Origin of the sequence: Labrenzia sp. OB1, from assembly GCF_001624695.1 — a bacterium.
Lineage (GTDB): Bacteria > Pseudomonadota > Alphaproteobacteria > Rhizobiales > Stappiaceae > Roseibium.
The window spans coordinates 12,677-30,455 of the sequence record NZ_JSEP01000016.1 but is presented as its reverse complement, the minus strand read 5'-3'; the positions used below and the strand labels follow the sequence as shown (position 1 = coordinate 30,455).

Genomic DNA, 17,779 nt, shown 5'->3' with positions numbered 1-17,779 from the left:
TTCCCGACAACAGAGGCATGTGACCATGAGCAAATCCGAAAGCAATTATCTCGACAGCCTGAAAACCGAAGAGTTTGACTGGGCGATGCAGAAATGGGCCGGCGAGGCCTATGCGGGAGATTATTCGCGCCGCCAAATGCTGAGCATGTTCGCCAAGGGCGGTCTGTTCGCCTCGCTGTCCGGACTTCTGTCGTCTCTGCCGCAGATGTCCTATGCCCAGGATGATGAAGTGGTGCGCATCGGTTATCTGCCGATCACCGATGCGACCGCGCTTCTGGTGGCCCATGCCAAGGGCTTCTTCGCCGATGAAGGGCTGGAGGCGGAACGGCCGACCCTGATCCGCGGTTGGTCGCCGCTGATCGAGGGCTTTGTCTCCAACAAGTTCAATGTGGTGCACTTCCTCAATCCGATCCCGATCTGGATGCGTTACAACAACAACTTCCCGGTCAAGATCATGGCCTGGGCGCATACCAACGGTTCCGGCCTCGTCGTTGGAAAACACACCGACATCAGCGACTTTTCCCAGCTTGGCGGCAAACAGGTGGCGGTGCCGTTCTGGTATTCGATGCACAACATCGTCCTGCAGTACGCCTTGAGAGCATCCGGCGTAACCCCGGTGATCAAGGGGGCGGGAGAGCCGCTGGCGGCGAACGAGTGCAATCTTCAGGTCATGGCGCCACCGGAAATGCCGGCTTCCCTCGCTGCCCGAAAGCTCGACGCCTACATCGTGGCCGAACCCTTCAATGCCCTCGGGGAAATGAAGGCGGGCGCCCGGATGCTGCGGTTCACCGGCGATATCTGGAAGAACCACCCGTGTTGCGTGCTTTGCATGCATGAGGAAGCGACGAAAGCGCGTCCCGAGTGGACCCAGAAAGTCGTCAATGCCGTGGTGCGCGGTGCGATCTACGCCTCGACCAACAAGGCCGAGGTCGCGGAGATCATTTCCAAGAACGGCGAAGGTTACCTTCCGGCTCCGGGGCCGGTCGTCAAGCGTGCAATGACCGAATACGACATGCCCGCCTATCGGGAGAGTGGTGCGGTCAAGCATGTTGACGAGTGGCAAAACGGACGGATCGACTTCCAGCCGTGGCCTTATCCCTCGGCAACCAGGCTGACTGTCGAGCAGATGAAGGAAACCGTGGTTGGCGGTGACACGGAATTTCTCGCCGGTCTCGATCCGGCCTTTGTGGCCGACGATCTTGTCGACCGCAGCTTCGTGAAGGCGTCGCTGGAAAAATACCCTGAATGGAAGAACGACCCGTCGGTCAATCCGGGTGACCCCTACAACCGCGAGGAGGTCCTGTCGCTGTGAATCAGGCGAGCCCAATCACGACGCGGGAGGCCGGGTTTACACCGGCCTACTCACCCGCCAGCAACAAGGCCTTTCTGTCCGAGGGCATGAAAAGCCGTATCGGCGGTGGACTGGAAAGCCTTGGCTATACATTGGCCGGAATGTGTTTGCTGCTGGCTGTCTGGTGGCTCGGCGGGCGCATGGTTGCGGCCTCCGACGATCTCTATGCCTTTGCCGATTTCGCTCCCGCGCCGACCCTGGTCCGGCTGACGGACATGATCCGGACAGGGGAGGCGTTCCAGATAACGGTTCCCAGTCTGTACAGGATCGCCTCCGGGCTGTTCTGGGCCATCGCCATCGGAGTGCCTGTCGGTATTCTGGTCGGTGCCATCGCAGGCTTTCGCAAGCTCACGAATGTGCCGTTTCAGTTTCTGCGGATGATTTCGCCCCTGTCGTGGATGCCCATCGCGGTCATGGCCTTCGCCACCTGGGAAGGCGCGATCGTCTTTCTGATTGCGGTCGCCGCCATCTGGCCGGTCCTGTTTTCGACGGCTTCCGGTCTCAGGCGCATTGAACCTTCCTGGTTCAAGGTCGCCCGTAACCTGGGTGCCCGACCCTGGCACATGCTGTTCGTGATTATCCTGCCCGCGATTTCCCAGGACATCCTGTCCGGCATCCGCCTGGCGCTCGGTGTCGCCTGGATCATTCTCGTTCCAGCCGAATACCTCGGGGTCACCTCCGGGCTCGGCTACGCCATCAACGACGCCCGCGACACGCTCGAATACGACCGTCTCGCGGCCACCGTCGTGATCATCGGGGTGATTGGTTTCAGCCTCGACTCCCTGTTGCAGCTGGCCATCGCAAAGCTCAGCTGGCTGCGATCATCCTGATTTCATTTTGCCCAAGGAAACCAAAAAGGAGAAACGAATGTCCGAACCTGCAACAGCCCTGACGGGATGTCTGGCACCTATCGACAAGGGCGGTCTCGATGCCCTGATTGAAAACGGCAAGAAGAACCCTAAAGCGGTCAAGACCCTGAAGTGCAAGACGGTTGCCGAAGGTCGCTTCCGGCATGCCAACTACATCCGTGACCTGGATCCCTACATCGTCGACGAACCGCCGGGCCTTCTGGGGGATGACACCGCGCCGAACCCGTCCGAAGCATCTCTGGCAGCCCTCGGTTCGTGCATTGCCGTCGGTCTGCACGCCAACGCGGTGCACCGGGGAATAACCATCAATTCGCTCGAAGTTGAGCTCGAAGGCGATCTCAACATCACCGCCGTCTGGGGCACGGGCGATGTCAGCGAAAAGCCGGTCGGATTCACCGACGTGCGGATCAACGTCCACATGGACGCGGATGCTCCGCAGGAGACCATCGACGAGCTGATCGCTCATGTGTGCCAGTGGTCGCCGGTGTTCAACACCTTCTCCCGGCCCGTGAACATGGTCGCCGCGTCCGTCTGATGCAACCGGTCCGCCCCGCCGCGGCAGGCGGGGCGGACCGTCCCTAAAATCAATTCCCGTCCGTGGAACGAGGAGGTGTGAAGATGAACGCACAGGTACAGCTCAAAACGGTCGAAGATGCGATCCCGCCGGAGAGCGTCGAGAGCATTTTGGCGAATGTGGCGCGGATCGCGAAGACCGACCTTGCTCCTCTCGTCCACGACATCGATCTGAAGGGCGTTTACCCGGAGGCCGTGATGCGCGCGCTCGGCCGCGCCGGCGCTTATGGCCAACATGCCCCTATGAGCGTGGCAGAGGCCGATGCGCCGGATGCTTTCGATCTCGAAACCGCTATCCGTGCCATGACGACAGTCGGTGAGGAATGCCTCTCGACGGCCTTTTGCGTCTGGTGCCAGGATGCGCTCGCCTGGTACATCGCCAATTCCGAAAACGAAACACTCAAGCGGACCCTGGGCCCGAAGATCGCCAGTGGCGAAGTCCTCGGCGGCACCGGCCTGTCCAATCCGATGAAATCGCTCTTCGGCATTGAAAAGCTCCGCCTCAAGGGCGTCAGGGTAGAAGGAGGCTATGAGGTCACCGGCACCTTGCCCTGGGTGTCCAACCTGGGTGAAGACCATCATTTCGGTATCGTCTTTGCCTTGCCGGATGAGGGTGAACGGAAGGTCATGGCCGTTGCCGATTGTTCCGGCGAGGGCGTGAAGATCTCCGAGAACGACGATTTCGTCGCGCTCGATGGCACAAGGACGTTCGCGATTCAATTGCGCAAGGCGTTTATCCCGGTGGAGAGCGTGCTTGCAGATCCGATAGACGACTATATTCCCCGCATCCGGGCCGGGTTCATCCTGCTTCAGGCCGGCATGGCCTTCGGCATGATCCGCTCATGTATCGACCTCATGGACCAGGCCGGTCAAACCCTGTCTCACGTCAACTGTCATCTTCCCGATCAACCGGATGATTTCCGCGCGCAGCTCGCCGCCATGGAGCAGGAGGTCTTCGAGTTGGCAAGGACGCCGTTTGATACGTCGAGGGATTATTTCATTCGCGTCATCAAGGCTCGCCTCGCGGCCGGCGATGCTTCTGTCGCGGCAGCTCACAACGCGATGCTCCATTGCGGCGCGCGCGGCTATGTGCGGCGCGGCGCGGCTCAGAGGAGGCTTCGCGAGGCTTACTTCGTGGCCATCGTAACGCCCGCCACCAAACAGCTCAGAAAGATGCTGGCGGATTTCGGGGCTGCCTGATCACACCGACTTTTTGAAAACCAAGGAGCAATGATTATGACGGATGGAAGTCTGATTTCTCCCGCGGGCCTTGAAAGCCTTGTCGCAAGTGAACCCTGTGTCGTGATCGATACCCGTGCACCGGAAGCCTATGCCGCCGGTCATATTCCCGGCGCGGTCAATCTGCACGACATCTTCACCTATCTGGCAACGTCTTCGCCCGAAGGCATTGCCGAACTCCGTGGAAAGTTCGCGGAGGAGTTCGGCTCGGTCGGCCTGTCCGGCGCGGAAACGGCCGTGATTTACGAACAGTCGATGGCAACCGGCTTCGGTCAGTCCTGCCGCGGCTATTTCCTGCTGCAATATCTGGGTTATCCGAAGATCAAGGTCCTGCATGGCGGCTATGAGGCCTGGGAGGCAGCCGGCCTTTCGGTATCAACCGACGCTGTCGCTCCGCAACCCAAGACCTTTCCGGTATCCGATAGCGGCGCCGAATTGATGATGGACGTTGCCGACATGATGGAGGCGATCAAGAGCGAAGGTGTCGTCAAGCTGGATGTGCGCGACATCGATGAGTGGATCGCGGAAAGCTCGTCGCCTTACGGCAAGGATTTCTGCCCGCGCAAGGGCCGGATTCCGGGGGCAAGATGGATCGAATGGTACCGGATGATGAAGCCGACGGCATCCGGGCCGATGATCAAGTCAAAGGACGAGGTCCTTGCGGAATGCGCCACTGTGGGCATCACGCCGGAAACGCCGGTTGCCATCTACTGCTTCAAGGGCGCGCGTGCTTCGAACACCTATCTGGCGCTCAAGGAGGCAGGCGTGAAAGACGTCAAGATCTATTTCGGTTCCTGGAACGAGTGGTCTCGCGATCCTGCGCTTCCGATCGAGGAAGGTCTGCCTTTCTAAAAGGCTGAACCGCACCGGCGGCGGCAGCCTGCCGCCGGTGCCCTAACGGAAAACAGGACCAAGAGAATGAATGCGCCAATTGTGATTGTGGGAGCCGGGCAGGCCGGAATGAAAGCCGCCGAGACGTTGCGGTCCAAGGGCTATGACGGGGATCTCGTGCTCTTCGGGGACGAGCGCTGGTTGCCCTATCAGAGGCCTCCGTTGTCGAAAGCCTACCTCAAAGGAAGCATGGCGGAAGAGCAGCTTTACCTCCGCCCGGAAGCATATTTCGCGGCGCATGCGATCGATCTCCGATTGGGTGCCAAAGTCGCGAGTTTGGACGTTCAGTCCAGAGGTGTCTGTCTGGAGACCGGCGAAAAGCTTGTTTACTCCAGGCTGCTGCTGGCCACGGGAACGCGGGCGCGGCAAATTCCATTGCCGGGCGCAGATCTGGACGGTGTGTTTTCTCTCCGAAGCATGGACGATATCGCCCCGCTCCGGGAGGCTCTGATATCGGCAAGACGGATCGTCATCATTGGCGCCGGCTATGTCGGAATGGAATTCGCCGCCGTAGCCGCGGGCATGGACAAGTCGGTGCAGGTGGTCGAGGCACAGTCCCGGGTGCTGATGCGCTCGGTTGCTCCGGAGATATCGGAGTATTTTCAAACGCTTCACGGCCGGAACGGGGTCGGGTTTCATCTCGGCGTCAATGTCGCGGCCCTTGAGGGGAGCAGTGGCACTGTCACTGCGGTGATGCTGGCTGACGGCAGTGCACTGGAGGCGGATCTCGTCCTGGTCGCGGTGGGCGCCGTGCCGGTCACCGGACTTGCCGAGGTGGCGGGGCTTGAGGTCTCGAGCGGTATCGTCGTCGATGACGACTGCCGGACATCGGCACCGGATATTTTTGCCGCCGGTGACTGCAGTCTCTATCCCTCAAGGCGTTACGGCAGGCAGCTCCGCCTCGAAAGCGTCCAGAATGCAATCGATCAGGCCAAGGCGGCGGCCTGCGCCATGCTGGGCGAAAGCGTCGCCTACGATCCGGTTCCCTGGTTCTGGTCCGATCAGTTCGACACCAAGCTGCAGATCGCCGGCCTGTCCGAAGGTTACGATCGCACACGGCTGGACGGTGATCCCGACAGCGGCAGTTTTTCCCTGAGCTACTTTTCCGGCGACCGGCTTCTGGCCGTCGACGCCATCAACGCACCGCGCCAGCACATGCTGGCGCGCAGAGAACTCGCGCAGCTGCCCGAGGCTGCCGCCGCCTGAAACCGAATTGCATAACCACGTCAAACCAGGAGAGCAAACATGAGCACCGTTACGAGCATGCCATCCGCCGATGTCACACTGGCGCCCTTGATGACCAAACTGGAGATGACCGAACTGGTCATGGCCGCGAAATTCGCAAAGCAGGCAAGCTGGGCGGATATTTCCGCAGCCGCCGGAATGTCAGATGTTTTCGTGGTGTCGGCCTGCCTCGGCCAGAACGCTCTGCCGGCAGAAGCCGCTGCAAAGGTTGCCGGCTTCCTCGGCTTCGGCAATCGCACCAAAGACGTCGAGATAGCCCTTCAACTGCCGCCCAAAAAGGGTCAGGAAGCCGAAACGGTCTCCAAGGATCCGCTGATCTATCGCTTCTTCGAGATCACCTATGTCTATGGCGACACGATCAAGGAGTTGATCCATGAGGAGTTCGGCGACGGGATCATGAGCGCCATCGATTTCGACCTGAAAATCGAGCGGGAAGAGAACCCGAAAGGCGACCGGGTCAAGGTAACCATGTGCGGCAAGTTCCTGCCATATAATCAATGGTGATGTGAACCAGGAGGGCAGCCGGTCCAAACGGATCCGGCTTGCCCTGTTTCAAGAGCATACCACTCCGGGCCCCTTGCTACTCACCGGACCATGGTCAATCTGTCCCAGTCGGCATAGTCGGGTGAGCCTTCGCGGCGGACTTCGCCGGCGTATCCGTATTCGATCATATGCACCATGACCGAGTGGTCATCGGTCAGGATGACCGCGTAGGCCTCGGGTAAATCGGAGCCGCTCAGGTTTCGTTCATTGCCGAAATCAGCCCAGCCTGCGTGGTTGGTGCCGCGGGGGGCGCTGAAGGGTACGCCATGCAAGGACCCGCACAGCGGCAGATGGCAGTGACCGTGAAAGATGTGGCGGATTTTGTGCTTGTATTTGGCGATCACGCCGGCAAAAGCGTCCGCATCCAGCAACATGATCTTGTCCATCGGATCGATTCCGATTGGAACCGGATTGTGGTGCATGAAGAGGAAAGCGGGACCAGCTGTCTTGTCCAACTGGTCGCACAGCCACCCAAGACGCTTCTCGCAATAAAACCCGGCATGTGAATCGGGACCCCATGTATCCAGGGTGATGCCCGTGCCGACAGGCAATTCGAACACGGCCTGAACAAAGCCGTTTTCATCAGCCTGTTCCGGAAAAACGGACAGGAACACATCTCGTTCGTCGTGATTGCCGATGCACAGGCTTACGGGAATGCGCACGTTCGAAAGAATGGCTTTCAAACGCTCGTAGTCGCTCTTTTCACCCCAGTCGGACAGATCTCCCGTGATTACGATCCGGTCTGCGTCAGGGTGGGATGAAAGAGCATGGTTCAGCGCTTTTTTGAAGTTTTCATTGGGATCGCGGTCGGCGATCGTCTGACCTGGCGTTGTCAAATGAATGTCTGTCAGCTGTATGAGTTTCATGATGTCCCCGAAGGCGTCGGTATCGGCGAAAAAAGCCGCCCGGAAACCGGGCGGCTCATTCAAGAAAGTGCGGATTTAGCTGCCGGACGGCAGCAGGTCCTGGACTTCTTCCTGAAGCTGTTCCTGCAGTTCCTTCATGTCGTCGTACTCACCGGTGACGATGCCTTCCAGACCGTCGTAGATGACCTGTGTCGCGGCAAGGCCGTTGTCGCCCGGATAAGCCTGCCAGTCGCGCAGCAGCGGCAGCTGACGCACGGCGGTTTCCTTGTTCGGGTTGTCCTTGTAGAAATCGGCCAGGATGACTTCGTTGGCCGCCTTGTTGGGGGGCATGTAGCCCGTGGTGCGGGCCACTTCAGCCGCGCCCTGGCCGGATGTAATGAATTTCAGCCACTTCCAGGCAGCCTGCAATTCGTTCGGGTCCTTGCTTGTGGACACCAGCATCGCGGCGTTTCCACCTGCCGGGAGGCCCTTCGGTCCCGTTGCTTCGAGACCCGGGAACTCGTTGGTTTTGAGTTCAAAATCGCCTTTGGCGCGTTCAACGGCACCAAGAGCGGATGTCGACCAGTACATCATGCCGATTTCACCGGCGGAGAAGGAGGCCAGCGCCGCTTTCCATTCGATGTTCTGCATGTCGCAGCCGCGGAACAAGCCCTTCATGGTTTCAAGGGAATTCAGGCCTTCCGGCGAAGAGATCTGGAAGTCGTTGCCTTCCATGATGGCTTTGTCCTGGGACCACATCATGGCTTGCAGGAACCAGTTGCCGGTGATGTTCCAGCCCCAGAACATCGGGTTGTTGACACCGGCTTCGCGCAGCTTCCCGCAAGTTGCGACGACTTCGTCCCAGGTTTTCGGCAACTGGTCGGCAGAAGTTATGCCGGCCTTGGCCATCACATCCATGTTGTAGTAGCCGACGGGCAGGGAAACGGAGAACGGCAGGCCGTAGACTTCGCCGTCGAACGTGCCGAGTTTCAGCATCGCATCGTGGTAGCCTTCGGTCGCGAAACCGTCTTCAGCCTCGATGAAGGGCGCGAGTGATTTGGCAATGCCCTTGTCGACCAGGATCGCCTGACGGTTCAGCCCCTGCATGGTGACGTCCGGAAGTTCTCCGGCAACAGCTTCCCGCAGGATCGTGTTGGAAGCGTCTTCGTAGGATTCATACGAAGCGCGCATCTTCACTTCGATGTTCGGATATTTCTCGTTGAAGAGAGGCAGGATCTTTTCGTAGGTCACATCGAACAGGTGGCTGTAAGGGTATGCGAATTCGATGGTGATCTTGTCTTCTGCGTTCGCCGTACCGGAGGCGAGGAGAAATGCTATTGCGGTGAGGCACTTTTTCATGGAAGTCTCCGTGGTGTTGCCGTGGGAGCGGTCAGGTCGCCAAACTCGCCCGTTCCCGGTTGATCCCTTGCGGGATTTCGGTGATGAGGCCGCCTTTCAACAGGCGGCCTTTTGTTTGCGCGCCTACTTCATGCCGCTCAGGGTGATGCCTTCGATGAAGCGTCTTTGGGCAATCAGGAAAGCAAGGATGAGCGGGGCCACGATCACGGTGGCTGTCGCCATCATGGGGCCGAAGTTGTCGCCGTCCGCATCGCCCTTGAATTCCCGCAGGCCGAGCGGCGGGGTGAACAGGTCCCGATTGCCGGTGATGACGATGCGCGGCCAGAAGTAGTCATTCCAGTGGGCCACGACCGAGAAGATCGCGAATGCCAAAAGGGCTGGAACGGCGGTTGGCAGCATGACGTTCCAGATGATCGAGAACTCGCTCATTCCGTCCATCCGGGCGGCATCTATGAGGTCGTCGGGAACGGTCATGAAAAACTGCCGCATCAGGAAAATTCCGAAAACCGATATCGTCCACGGGATGACCAGTGCGGCGTAGCTGTTGGTCAGGCCCAGCTTGGCAAGCATGATGTAAAGGGGCAGGGCGATCGCGTGAACCGGGATCAGCAGACAGAACAGCACAAGCCCGAAGACGGCTTCGCGTCCCCAGAACCGCAGTTTCGCAAGAGCATAGGCACAGGGAAGCGCGACGAGGACCTGAATGAAGAAGATGGACGCCGTGATGATGACGCCGTTCAGCAGGTAGCGGACGAGCGGGGCCTTGTGAAAGGCCGTGGTGTAATTGTAGATCGCCGGTGTCACCATGCAGTCGGCGACGTCCTTGCCCAGCTTGACGCAATAGTCATCCCGGAAAGCTTCCTGGGCGCCGAAAAACCCTCCGATGTTCTGCATGATCTCGGCGGGACTTTTCAAGCTGTAGCTGAGCATCACATAGAACGGCAGCAGGACGATCAGGCTTCCCAGGATCAGCACCAGATGTTTCAGGGTCTCTGTCGCGGAGAACCGGAAGGACGGCACGCTGAATGCGCCTGCGGCTGTCCCGTTTGCGGGCAGAGAGAGATCGCTCATGAATAATGGACCCGTTTTTCCACCAGCCATCGCTGGGCAAGGGTGAGGAACATGACAAAGACGAGGAACACGACGGTGATTGCCGCACCGATGCCCATGAGGTTTTGCTGGATGGCTTTTTCATAGATGGCGAACATCATCACGTAGACGGACTTTGAAGGCCCGCCGCCTTGCGGATAAAAGGCTTCCACCGTGTCGAACACCTGAAACGAGCGGATGAAGGATATTGTCACGACAAAGACGGTTGTCGGTCCGAGCATTGGCCAGGTCACCAGCCGAAACCGTTCCCAGGCGAATTTGGCGCCGTCCATTTCCGCCGCTTGATAAAGCTCGCGCGGAACAGAGGTCAGTCCGGCAAGATAAAGCACCATGTTGAAGCCGAAGCCCTGCCACACGCCGATGAAGGCAACGGTCCAGATCGCGTAGTCCCGGTCAGTCAGCCAGAGCGGGAACCCGCGATCACAGCCCTGCGCAAACCAGCTCCAGCTTTCCAGAACCGAGCCACAGCCCTGTTCAAGCGTGGAATTGACGATGCCTATTGTGGGGTGAAGCGCAAATTCCCAGACAATCGCCATGGCAATCAGGGCGGCCATGACCGGCAGGAAATAGATCGTCTTGTAAAAATCTCCGAAGCGCCTGGTCGAGTTGATCAGGAGCGCAGCACCAAGGCCCAGACCGACCGACAGGGGAACCACCACAAAGACATAGCGGAAGGTCGCTCCGAACATCTTCTGATAGGTCGAGCGGGTGAAGACCTTCTCGTAGTTCGCAAGCCCCACCCAATCGGCCCCCGGATTCCCGAGGCTGTAGTTGGTGAAGCTCATCACGCCGGCAATTCCGATCGGCATCAGCAGGATAAGCACCATCAGAAACAGCGCCGGGCCGATGAACCACCAATGGGCTCTGGAGGACTGCATCAGGCGACCTCCGAAACCTGTTCAAGCGGTTCCGTCATCAGGTCCAACCGCTTGCCTGACGGGTCGAACACCATTGCAAGGCCATGCAGACGCTTGAATGCGATGTCCTGGCCGATCGAGATTGAACTGCCTTCAACGGGGGAGGCCCGAACAACCAGCCGACTGCCGCCGTCCTGAATGGCTGTATGGAAATAAATGTCCGCGCCCAGATTTTCCTTGTGAACGACCCGGCCCTTGAGGGCCTCGGGATCCGAGGGATCGCAGAGCGCCAGATGCTCCGGCCTCAGGCCGATGGTCACGTCCGTAAAGGCTGACGGCGCCACGCGTGTCAGGACGACACCTGCGCATCGCGCATGACCACCGGTGTCCAGATGGCCGCTCAGAAGATTGATCTTCGGGGCTCCGACAAATTCAGCCACCCGGATGTCACGCGGATTGTTGTAGATCTCGTCCGGCGTGCCGAGTTGAAGGATGTTGCCATCCATCATGACTGCCATCCGGTCCGACATTGTCAGCGCCTCCGCCTGATCGTGCGTGACATATACGAATGTCGTCTTCAAGGACCGGTGCAGTTCTGCAAGCTCGGAGCGCATGTGGATCCGCAATGCCGCATCCAGGTTGGAAAGGGGTTCGTCCATCAGGAACGCGGCCGGATTTCGAACCATGGCGCGCCCCAGCGCAGCGCGTTGACGCTGGCCGCCGGACAACTGACCCGGTTTGCGGTCGAGAAGATGGTCGATTTTCAGAATTCGGGCGGTTTCCTCGACCTGCCGATGGAGCATCCGGTGTTTTTTGCGGCCGATCACGGCACCAGCAACCGGCAAGCGCTCGACAAATGACAGATCCCGCAACCGCAATGGGGTCATGATGTTCTGGGCGATGGTCAGGTGCGGGTAAAGGGCATAGGACTGGAACACCATCGCTAGGTTCCGGTCCGCGGGCCGGATCGAATTGACGCGCTTTCCGTCGATCAGGACATCGCCGGAAGACGGAGCCTCCAGACCTGCCAGGATGCGCAGCAAGGTTGATTTGCCGCAGCCGGACGGGCCGACAAGTGTCAGGAATTCGCCTTCGGCGATGCTCAGATCGATTCCGGACAGGACGGATGTCTCGCCGTAGTTCTTTTTGATTGCGCTTAAGGATATGGCTGCCATTAAGTCTGCCCTGTTGTTTCCAGGGTAAACTAGCGAGGCTGATTGAAGTGTCTGTGACGTAATATTAGCGTCGCTAATGACAGGTAGAGTTTTCCATGAAATCCAACATGGAACTGTCATGAACCTTCGGCCAAGCCCCTATCAGATCACCGCATTTACCTATGTTGCCCGCGAACGCAGTTTTTCCCGCGCGGCTCAGCAACTGAATGTCACCCAGTCATCGGTCACGCAGCATGTTGCCAAACTTGAAAGGACGATGGGGACGCTGCTTTTTGTGCGGCGCCGGGACGGCGTGGAACTGACACGTGCGGGAAACGAACTGTTCCAGATTACCGAACGGCTCACGACACTCGAGCAACTGGTGACGGAAAAGGTCAATGATTACGGAGCTTTGACGGACGGTCATATTCGAATTATCGCGAATGCACCCCGTCCAGCCATGCCCATCATCGCCCGGTACGGTGAGCTCTTTCCCAAGGTCAATATAGATTTCACGCTTTATGACTGGGCAAGTTCCATGAGCCTGCTCGCCGACCGTAAGGTGGATATAGCGATCGTGACGGAACCCCAGGAAAGCAAGGCGCTTTTCACGCGTGAATTGCGCCGGACCGTCTATATGGCCCACATGCGCCATGACCATCCGCTGGCACAGGCGGAAAAACTGTCTCTGTCTCAACTGCAGAGCGATACGCTTATTCTGCCCGAAGACGGGTCCCTGACCCAGAAAATCGCGCGCCGGAAGATCGAGAAATACGATCTGGATTTTTACCGGATCATACGGACGACGACATTCCCGATGGTGAAGGAAGCAATCCTGCACGGGCTGGGCATCGGCCTGCTTCTGGAAAACAGTCTTCACCCGTCGGAAAAATTGTCGGCAGTTCCGATCATCGAAATGCCGGAAGAATACCGCGACTGTATCGCTGTTCCCTCAGACAAGCAGGACCTCAAGCTCATCAGAAGCTTTCTGGATGTTGCTGTGGAAGCAAAAGCCGAGCAATCGTTCTGACCGCGATTCCCCACACGATCAATGAGTTCCGGGTCTAGTCGACGGCATTGATATGCCTCGCTAAACGCCATTGATCCGGGTGGGAGGCTACCCGCTCTGAATCGGATGGAAGGAACTCGGGTCTCTGGTCAAATCGAGGGAATTTCCGCCAGTCCGATCCCGGAAGAACGCTTGGTTCATGGGCCTTGGTTCAAAGTCGAACTCGCCCGTCGTTGCAGCGCAGCGATTTGCTCAATTTATGGCTCGATAAATTCATGTGCTTCTGAGGACTTGAACTCTCCGCTGGCCTGTGCCTATGATTGATGAAATAAATTCCAAATCTGGAATATCTTTCAGTTGAGAGAATGTCTTGATGATTGAAGGTCGAAGCCTGGCGATCGCGAAAAGCGACAGTGATGCCGATCTGGCCGCGAGAGCTGCCTGGCTGCATTACGTCGGCGGTATGACGCAAAGCGAAGTCGCCAAACGGCTGAACGTGCCGAATACAAGGGCGCATCGCTATATTGCCCGTGCTCAGAATGAAGGCCTGGTGCGGATTTTCGTCGATGTCGAGGCAACCGATTGCGTCCAGCTCGAAACAGAGCTGATGCGGCGTTATGGATTGGGATACTGCCGGATTGGCATGGAGGTGCCGGACTCCAATCAAATCCCTCTCAAGACCCTGTCCGTTGTTGGCGGCGATTTCATCATGCAGGCTGCAGCCGGCCGCAAGCATCAGGTGATCGGCGTTGGCAACGGAAGAACCCTGGCGGCCTCGGTGAATGCCATGGGCCGCCAGGCCTCCCCGGATGTTAAATTCGTATCTGTTCTGGGCGGTCTGACGCGGTCTTTTGCCGCCAACCCCTATGACGTGATCCACCGCCTGTCGCAAAAGACCAGCGCTGCGTCCTATCTGATGCCGGCACCGCTTTATGCAAACTCCGCGGAAGACAAGCAGGTCATGCTGAACCAGTTCGGCATTTCGGAAACCATGAGCCTGATCGAGCAGGCCACGCTGATTGTCGTTGGCGTGGGAGACATCGGCAGCGGCGAAGGGGGAATCAGCGCCTCGATGCTGGACGGTGCACTGGCCGCTGAGGACCTGCGCCAGGCAGGAGCCGTCGCTGAATTGCTCGGCCAGTTCCTGAGTGCTGACGGCAGCATCTTGGCCAGCCCCTATGATGACCGTGTCATGGCCGCGCCGCTTCACAGCCTGAAGGGCAGGGAAGTGGTCGCCATTGCCGGTGGTGCAACCAAAATACCGGCGATTTGCGCAGCCTTGGCCAGCGGACTTTTGACCGGATTGATAACTGACGAAGCCACGGCCCGGGCTGTCGTCGCATTGCCTCCGGCATAGACGCCGGGAGCGATTTAAAGTCAGGGCTTTTTGGGAGGAAAGACTATGCATGAGAAGGAAAAGGATCTCATTTCCGCGTTCTTGAGCGGCGGAATGAGCAGAAGAGGTCTGATCAAGCGCCTTGGGGCCTTGGGTCTGACAGCGGCTTCGGCCGGAACACTGCACAACCTGATGGCGACACAGGCGCTGGCTGCAGAATTCGATTGGAAAAAGCATTCCGGCAAAAGCATCAAGCTGCTTTTGAACAAACATCCTTACACGGATGCCATGATCGCAAACCTGGATGCGTTCAAGGAACTGACCGGTATGGACGTCACCTATGACGTGTTTCCCGAAGATGTCTATTTCGACAAGGTGACGGCGGCGCTTTCCTCCGGCTCCAGTGAATATGATGCCTTCATGACCGGCGCATACATGACCTGGACCTATGGCCCGGCTGGCTGGATTGTCGATCACAACGAATGGATCAACGATCCGGAAAAGACCAACCCGATGTACAATTGGGCCGACATGCTGGAAGGCGTGCGCAAGTCCTGTGCCTGGAACGGCGTTCCCGGAGGCGAGCTGGGCTCCGACGATGCCAAACAGTGGTGTATTCCGTGGGGCTATGAGCAGAACAACCTGACCTTCAACAAGGCCATGCTCGACAAGGCCGGTGTTGCCGTTCCGACCAACATGAGCGAACTCATGGAAGCCGCCGCCAAGGTTCAGGCCGATACGGATGGCATTTACGGTATCGGTGTGCGTGGCTCACGCTCCTGGGCGACGATCCATCCGGGCTTCCTGTCCGCCTATTCCAACTTCGGCGAAATGGATCTGACCAACGAAGACGGCAAGCTGTCGGCTGCCATGAACACGGCCGGATCCAAGGCGTTCCATGCGGATTGGGTCAAGATGATCCAGGAAAGTGGCGCTGCCGACTGGTCGACCCATACATGGTATCAGGTTGGCACCGATCTGGGCGCCGGCAAGTCGGCCATGATCTTCGACGCTGATATTCTTGGCTACTTCATGAATGGCGGCGACAACGCCATGGCGGGTGAGCTGGCCTATGCCGGCTTTGCAGCCAATCCCGAAGCGAAAGCTCCGACACCGAATATCTGGATATGGTCGCTGGCCATGACCAAGGCCTCCAAGGATCTGGATGCGACCTGGTACTTCATGCAGTGGGCTTCCGGGCCGGAGCATGCGCTGTTCGGTGCCCGCAAGATGGACTTCGTGGATCCGGTTCGCAATTCGGTCTGGGAAGACGAGATGTTCAAGGAGAAGCTGAACAAAGGCTATCCGGGCTATGTGGACATGTACAATGCGTCTGCTCCCGGTGCGTCGATCAAGTTCACGCCGCAGCCACTGTTCTTCGACATGACAACCGACTGGGCCGCCATGCTTCAGCGCATGGTCGCCAAGGAAGTCCCGGTTGACGAGGGGCTGGATCAGCTCGCAGCCAGCATGAACAAGCAGTTGGCGGAAGCCGGTCTGCGATAAGGTCTCTCAATCCCAACTGACGTGTGCAGGGCGTTGCCCTGCACACTTTTCCGATGAACCGGCAACGGCAGCGGCGCTGTCCGGCCGCTTTGTCACGGAGGTTTTATGTCTGTTCAAGCCGACATGCCGGTTATGCGGCGGTCCAGCCGTCTGTCGAGGACGATGCTCCCCTATCTGCTCAGTCTGCCGGCACTTCTGGTGTGCATCGGGATCCTGATCCCGTTCGGGACTGCTGTCTATTATTCTCTCCAGCGCTATCGCATGTCCCAGCCGTGGAACCGGGGCATGAACTGGGGCGAAAACTATCTGAATTTTTTCACGGATCCTGATTTCTGGAACACTCTGCAGGTCTCGCTGACCTACGCCGGCCTGACCGTGGTCCTGGAATTGCTGCTGGGTCTGGGGATTGCGCTGCTGCTTCAAAAGCGCAGCCGGGTGAACAACTTCGTGTCGATCATGCTGTTGATGCCGCTGATGACGGCGCCGGCGCTGGCCGCGTTGATGTTCAAACTGATGACCAATTCGAATTTCGGGATTCTGAGCTACTTCATGCAACTGGCCGGGTTCCAGGACTTCCGCTGGGCGTCTTCGCCTGACACTGCACTGTTGACGGTCATTCTGGTCGATGTATGGGTCTATACGCCGTTCATCATGATCCTGCTGCTGGCAGGCCTGCGCTCGCTGCCGACCCAGCCATTTGAGGCTGCCGCGCTCGATGGCGTGCCGCGGCTCGAACAGTTCTGGCGGATCACGCTGCCCATGCTGTCGCCGTATATTCTGACAGCGGCCCTGTTCCGGCTGCTCGATTCCATTCAGCAGTTCGACATCATCTACGCCATGACCCAGGGAGGTCCCGGCGACAAACTGATGGTGTTCCAGGTCGAGGCTTATTTGAACTTCTTCCAATCCACCAATGTCGGGCGATCGGCGGCTCTGCTGATGATCCTGTGGGCCATCACCTATGTCCTGTCGAACATCTTTGTCAAAAACTGGCTGCGCCTTCGCGAGCGTGCCAGAGGGGAGGCGTAACCATGGATCACATGTCCCCGCTTGAGCGCATTCTGCGCGCCATCGCTCTGGCCCTTGTTGTGCTGTTCTTCATGTTCCCGATCTTCTGGATCGTGCTCATGTCCTTGCAGACGAACGAGACTATCCTGCGCTCTCCGCCAAGCATGGCCTTTGTGCCGACCTTCAAGAACTATGCTGCGATCATCGCCGGGCGGCTGGATTCCAATGTTGCTTCCATGAGCATTCACTTCATGGGCAATCTGATGAACTCGGTCATCCTGTCGGTCGGTTCGGTGGCGCTCGCGCTGGTGCTCGGCGTGCCTGCAGCCTATGCCTTTGCGCGGCACAAGTTCAAAGGCTCGGAAGACATCGCCTTCACGCTTCTGTCTTTCCGGTTTGCGCCGCCTTTGCTGGTGCTGTTGCCGCTGACACTGTATTTTCAGTCCCTCGGTCTGGCGAACACCTATGTCGGCTTGATCTGGGTCTATCAGCTGATCTGCCTGCCTTTGATCCTGTGGATCGTGCGCGGGTATTTTGAGGATATTTCGCCGGACATCGAGCATGCCTACCGGATTGCCGGGCATGGCTGGTTTGCGACCTTCAGAAAGATCGCCCTGCCGCTGGCCGGACCAGGCATTGCCGCCGCCGGGCTTCTGGCGTTCATCTTTGCCTGGAACAACTTCGTCTTCGCGCTGGTACTGGCCTCTGCCGACAAGCAGCCGGTAACTGTCGGCGCGCTTGCCTTCGTTACAGCGTCCGGCATCCAGTATGGCCAGATCGCCGCTGCAATCGTCATGTCAATCGCTCCCACCCTGCTGCTCGCCCTATGGGCTCAGAAGTATCTGGTGGAAGGGTTGTCGCTCGGCGCGGTGAAAGGATGATCT

The 17,779-nt window shown here is 58.5% G+C and carries 17 protein-coding genes; 12 read left to right on the top strand and 5 right to left on the bottom strand.

The features are described from left to right. The first annotated feature begins 25 nt into the window (after positions 1-25). The 7 genes from OA90_RS19270 to cynS all read left to right on the top strand — a co-directional run bounded on the left by OA90_RS19270 (position 26) and on the right by cynS (position 6,672). Positions 26-1,312, top strand: a complete 1,287-nt coding sequence (locus tag OA90_RS19270) for an ABC transporter substrate-binding protein (protein ID WP_199823776.1) — start codon at positions 26-28, stop codon at positions 1,310-1,312. Beyond that, positions 1,309-2,181, top strand: a complete 873-nt coding sequence (locus tag OA90_RS19265) for an ABC transporter permease (RefSeq protein ID WP_199823775.1) — start codon at positions 1,309-1,311, stop codon at positions 2,179-2,181. Before OA90_RS19270 ends, OA90_RS19265 begins: the two co-directional genes overlap by 4 nt. 37 nt (positions 2,182-2,218) lie before the next feature. Beyond that, complete coding sequence (locus OA90_RS19260; protein ID WP_068415913.1) at positions 2,219-2,755, top strand: OsmC family protein; 537 nt, start codon at positions 2,219-2,221, stop codon at positions 2,753-2,755. Between the two features lie 83 nt (positions 2,756-2,838). Further along, a complete protein-coding gene (locus tag OA90_RS19255; RefSeq protein ID WP_068415910.1) occupies positions 2,839-3,993 on the top strand; it encodes an acyl-CoA dehydrogenase family protein in 1,155 nt (384 codons plus the stop codon). Between the two features lie 36 nt (positions 3,994-4,029). After that, positions 4,030-4,884: a sulfurtransferase gene (locus OA90_RS19250; protein ID WP_068416216.1), complete on the top strand. Its 855-nt coding sequence runs from the start codon at positions 4,030-4,032 to the stop codon at positions 4,882-4,884. 66 nt (positions 4,885-4,950) lie between these two features. Continuing rightward, complete coding sequence (locus OA90_RS19245; protein ID WP_068415907.1) at positions 4,951-6,129, top strand: FAD-dependent oxidoreductase; 1,179 nt, start codon at positions 4,951-4,953, stop codon at positions 6,127-6,129. A gap of 39 nt (positions 6,130-6,168) precedes the next feature. Further along, positions 6,169-6,672 carry a cyanase gene (cynS, locus tag OA90_RS19240; RefSeq protein ID WP_235867110.1) on the top strand — a complete coding sequence of 168 codons (504 nt, stop codon included), beginning with the start codon at positions 6,169-6,171 and terminating at the stop codon, positions 6,670-6,672. A gap of 80 nt (positions 6,673-6,752) precedes the next feature. On the opposite strand, the gene OA90_RS19235 is transcribed toward cynS, so the two are convergent. From OA90_RS19235 to OA90_RS19215, 5 genes are all read right to left on the bottom strand, one after another. Then, a complete protein-coding gene (locus OA90_RS19235; protein WP_068416210.1) occupies positions 6,753-7,577 on the bottom strand; it encodes a phosphodiesterase in 825 nt (274 codons plus the stop codon). A gap of 75 nt (positions 7,578-7,652) precedes the next feature. After that, positions 7,653-8,915, bottom strand: a complete 1,263-nt coding sequence (locus OA90_RS19230; protein ID WP_068415904.1) for an ABC transporter substrate-binding protein — start codon at positions 8,913-8,915, stop codon at positions 7,653-7,655. Between the two features lie 123 nt (positions 8,916-9,038). Further along, positions 9,039-9,986, bottom strand: a complete 948-nt coding sequence (locus OA90_RS19225) for a carbohydrate ABC transporter permease (RefSeq protein WP_082837148.1) — start codon at positions 9,984-9,986, stop codon at positions 9,039-9,041. After that, a complete protein-coding gene (locus OA90_RS19220) occupies positions 9,983-10,903 on the bottom strand; it encodes a sugar ABC transporter permease (RefSeq protein WP_068415901.1) in 921 nt (306 codons plus the stop codon). The genes OA90_RS19225 and OA90_RS19220 overlap by 4 nt, the downstream gene beginning before the upstream one ends. After that, positions 10,903-12,057 (bottom strand): ABC transporter ATP-binding protein, encoded by a 1,155-nt coding sequence (locus tag OA90_RS19215; protein ID WP_068415898.1) that lies wholly within the window; start codon positions 12,055-12,057, stop codon positions 10,903-10,905. Before OA90_RS19215 ends, OA90_RS19220 begins: the two co-directional genes overlap by 1 nt. Positions 12,058-12,175: 118 nt before the next feature. On the opposite strand from OA90_RS19215, the gene OA90_RS19210 reads away from it, so the two are divergent. From OA90_RS19210 to OA90_RS19190, 5 genes are all read left to right on the top strand, one after another. After that, on the top strand, positions 12,176-13,066 hold the full coding sequence (locus tag OA90_RS19210; protein WP_068415895.1) for a LysR family transcriptional regulator: 891 nt from the start codon (positions 12,176-12,178) through the stop codon (positions 13,064-13,066). Positions 13,067-13,418: 352 nt separating this feature from the next. Then, positions 13,419-14,402, top strand: a complete 984-nt coding sequence (locus OA90_RS19205; RefSeq protein ID WP_068415892.1) for a sugar-binding transcriptional regulator — start codon at positions 13,419-13,421, stop codon at positions 14,400-14,402. 45 nt (positions 14,403-14,447) lie between these two features. After that, entirely contained in the window at positions 14,448-15,887 is a 1,440-nt protein-coding gene (locus tag OA90_RS19200) for an extracellular solute-binding protein (protein WP_068415889.1), read from the top strand. Between the two features lie 105 nt (positions 15,888-15,992). Then, positions 15,993-16,916, top strand: a complete 924-nt coding sequence (locus OA90_RS19195; RefSeq protein WP_068415886.1) for a sugar ABC transporter permease — start codon at positions 15,993-15,995, stop codon at positions 16,914-16,916. Between the two features lie 2 nt (positions 16,917-16,918). Further along, positions 16,919-17,776 (top strand): carbohydrate ABC transporter permease, encoded by an 858-nt coding sequence (locus tag OA90_RS19190; protein WP_068415883.1) that lies wholly within the window; start codon positions 16,919-16,921, stop codon positions 17,774-17,776. The last annotated feature ends 3 nt before the right edge of the window (positions 17,777-17,779 follow it).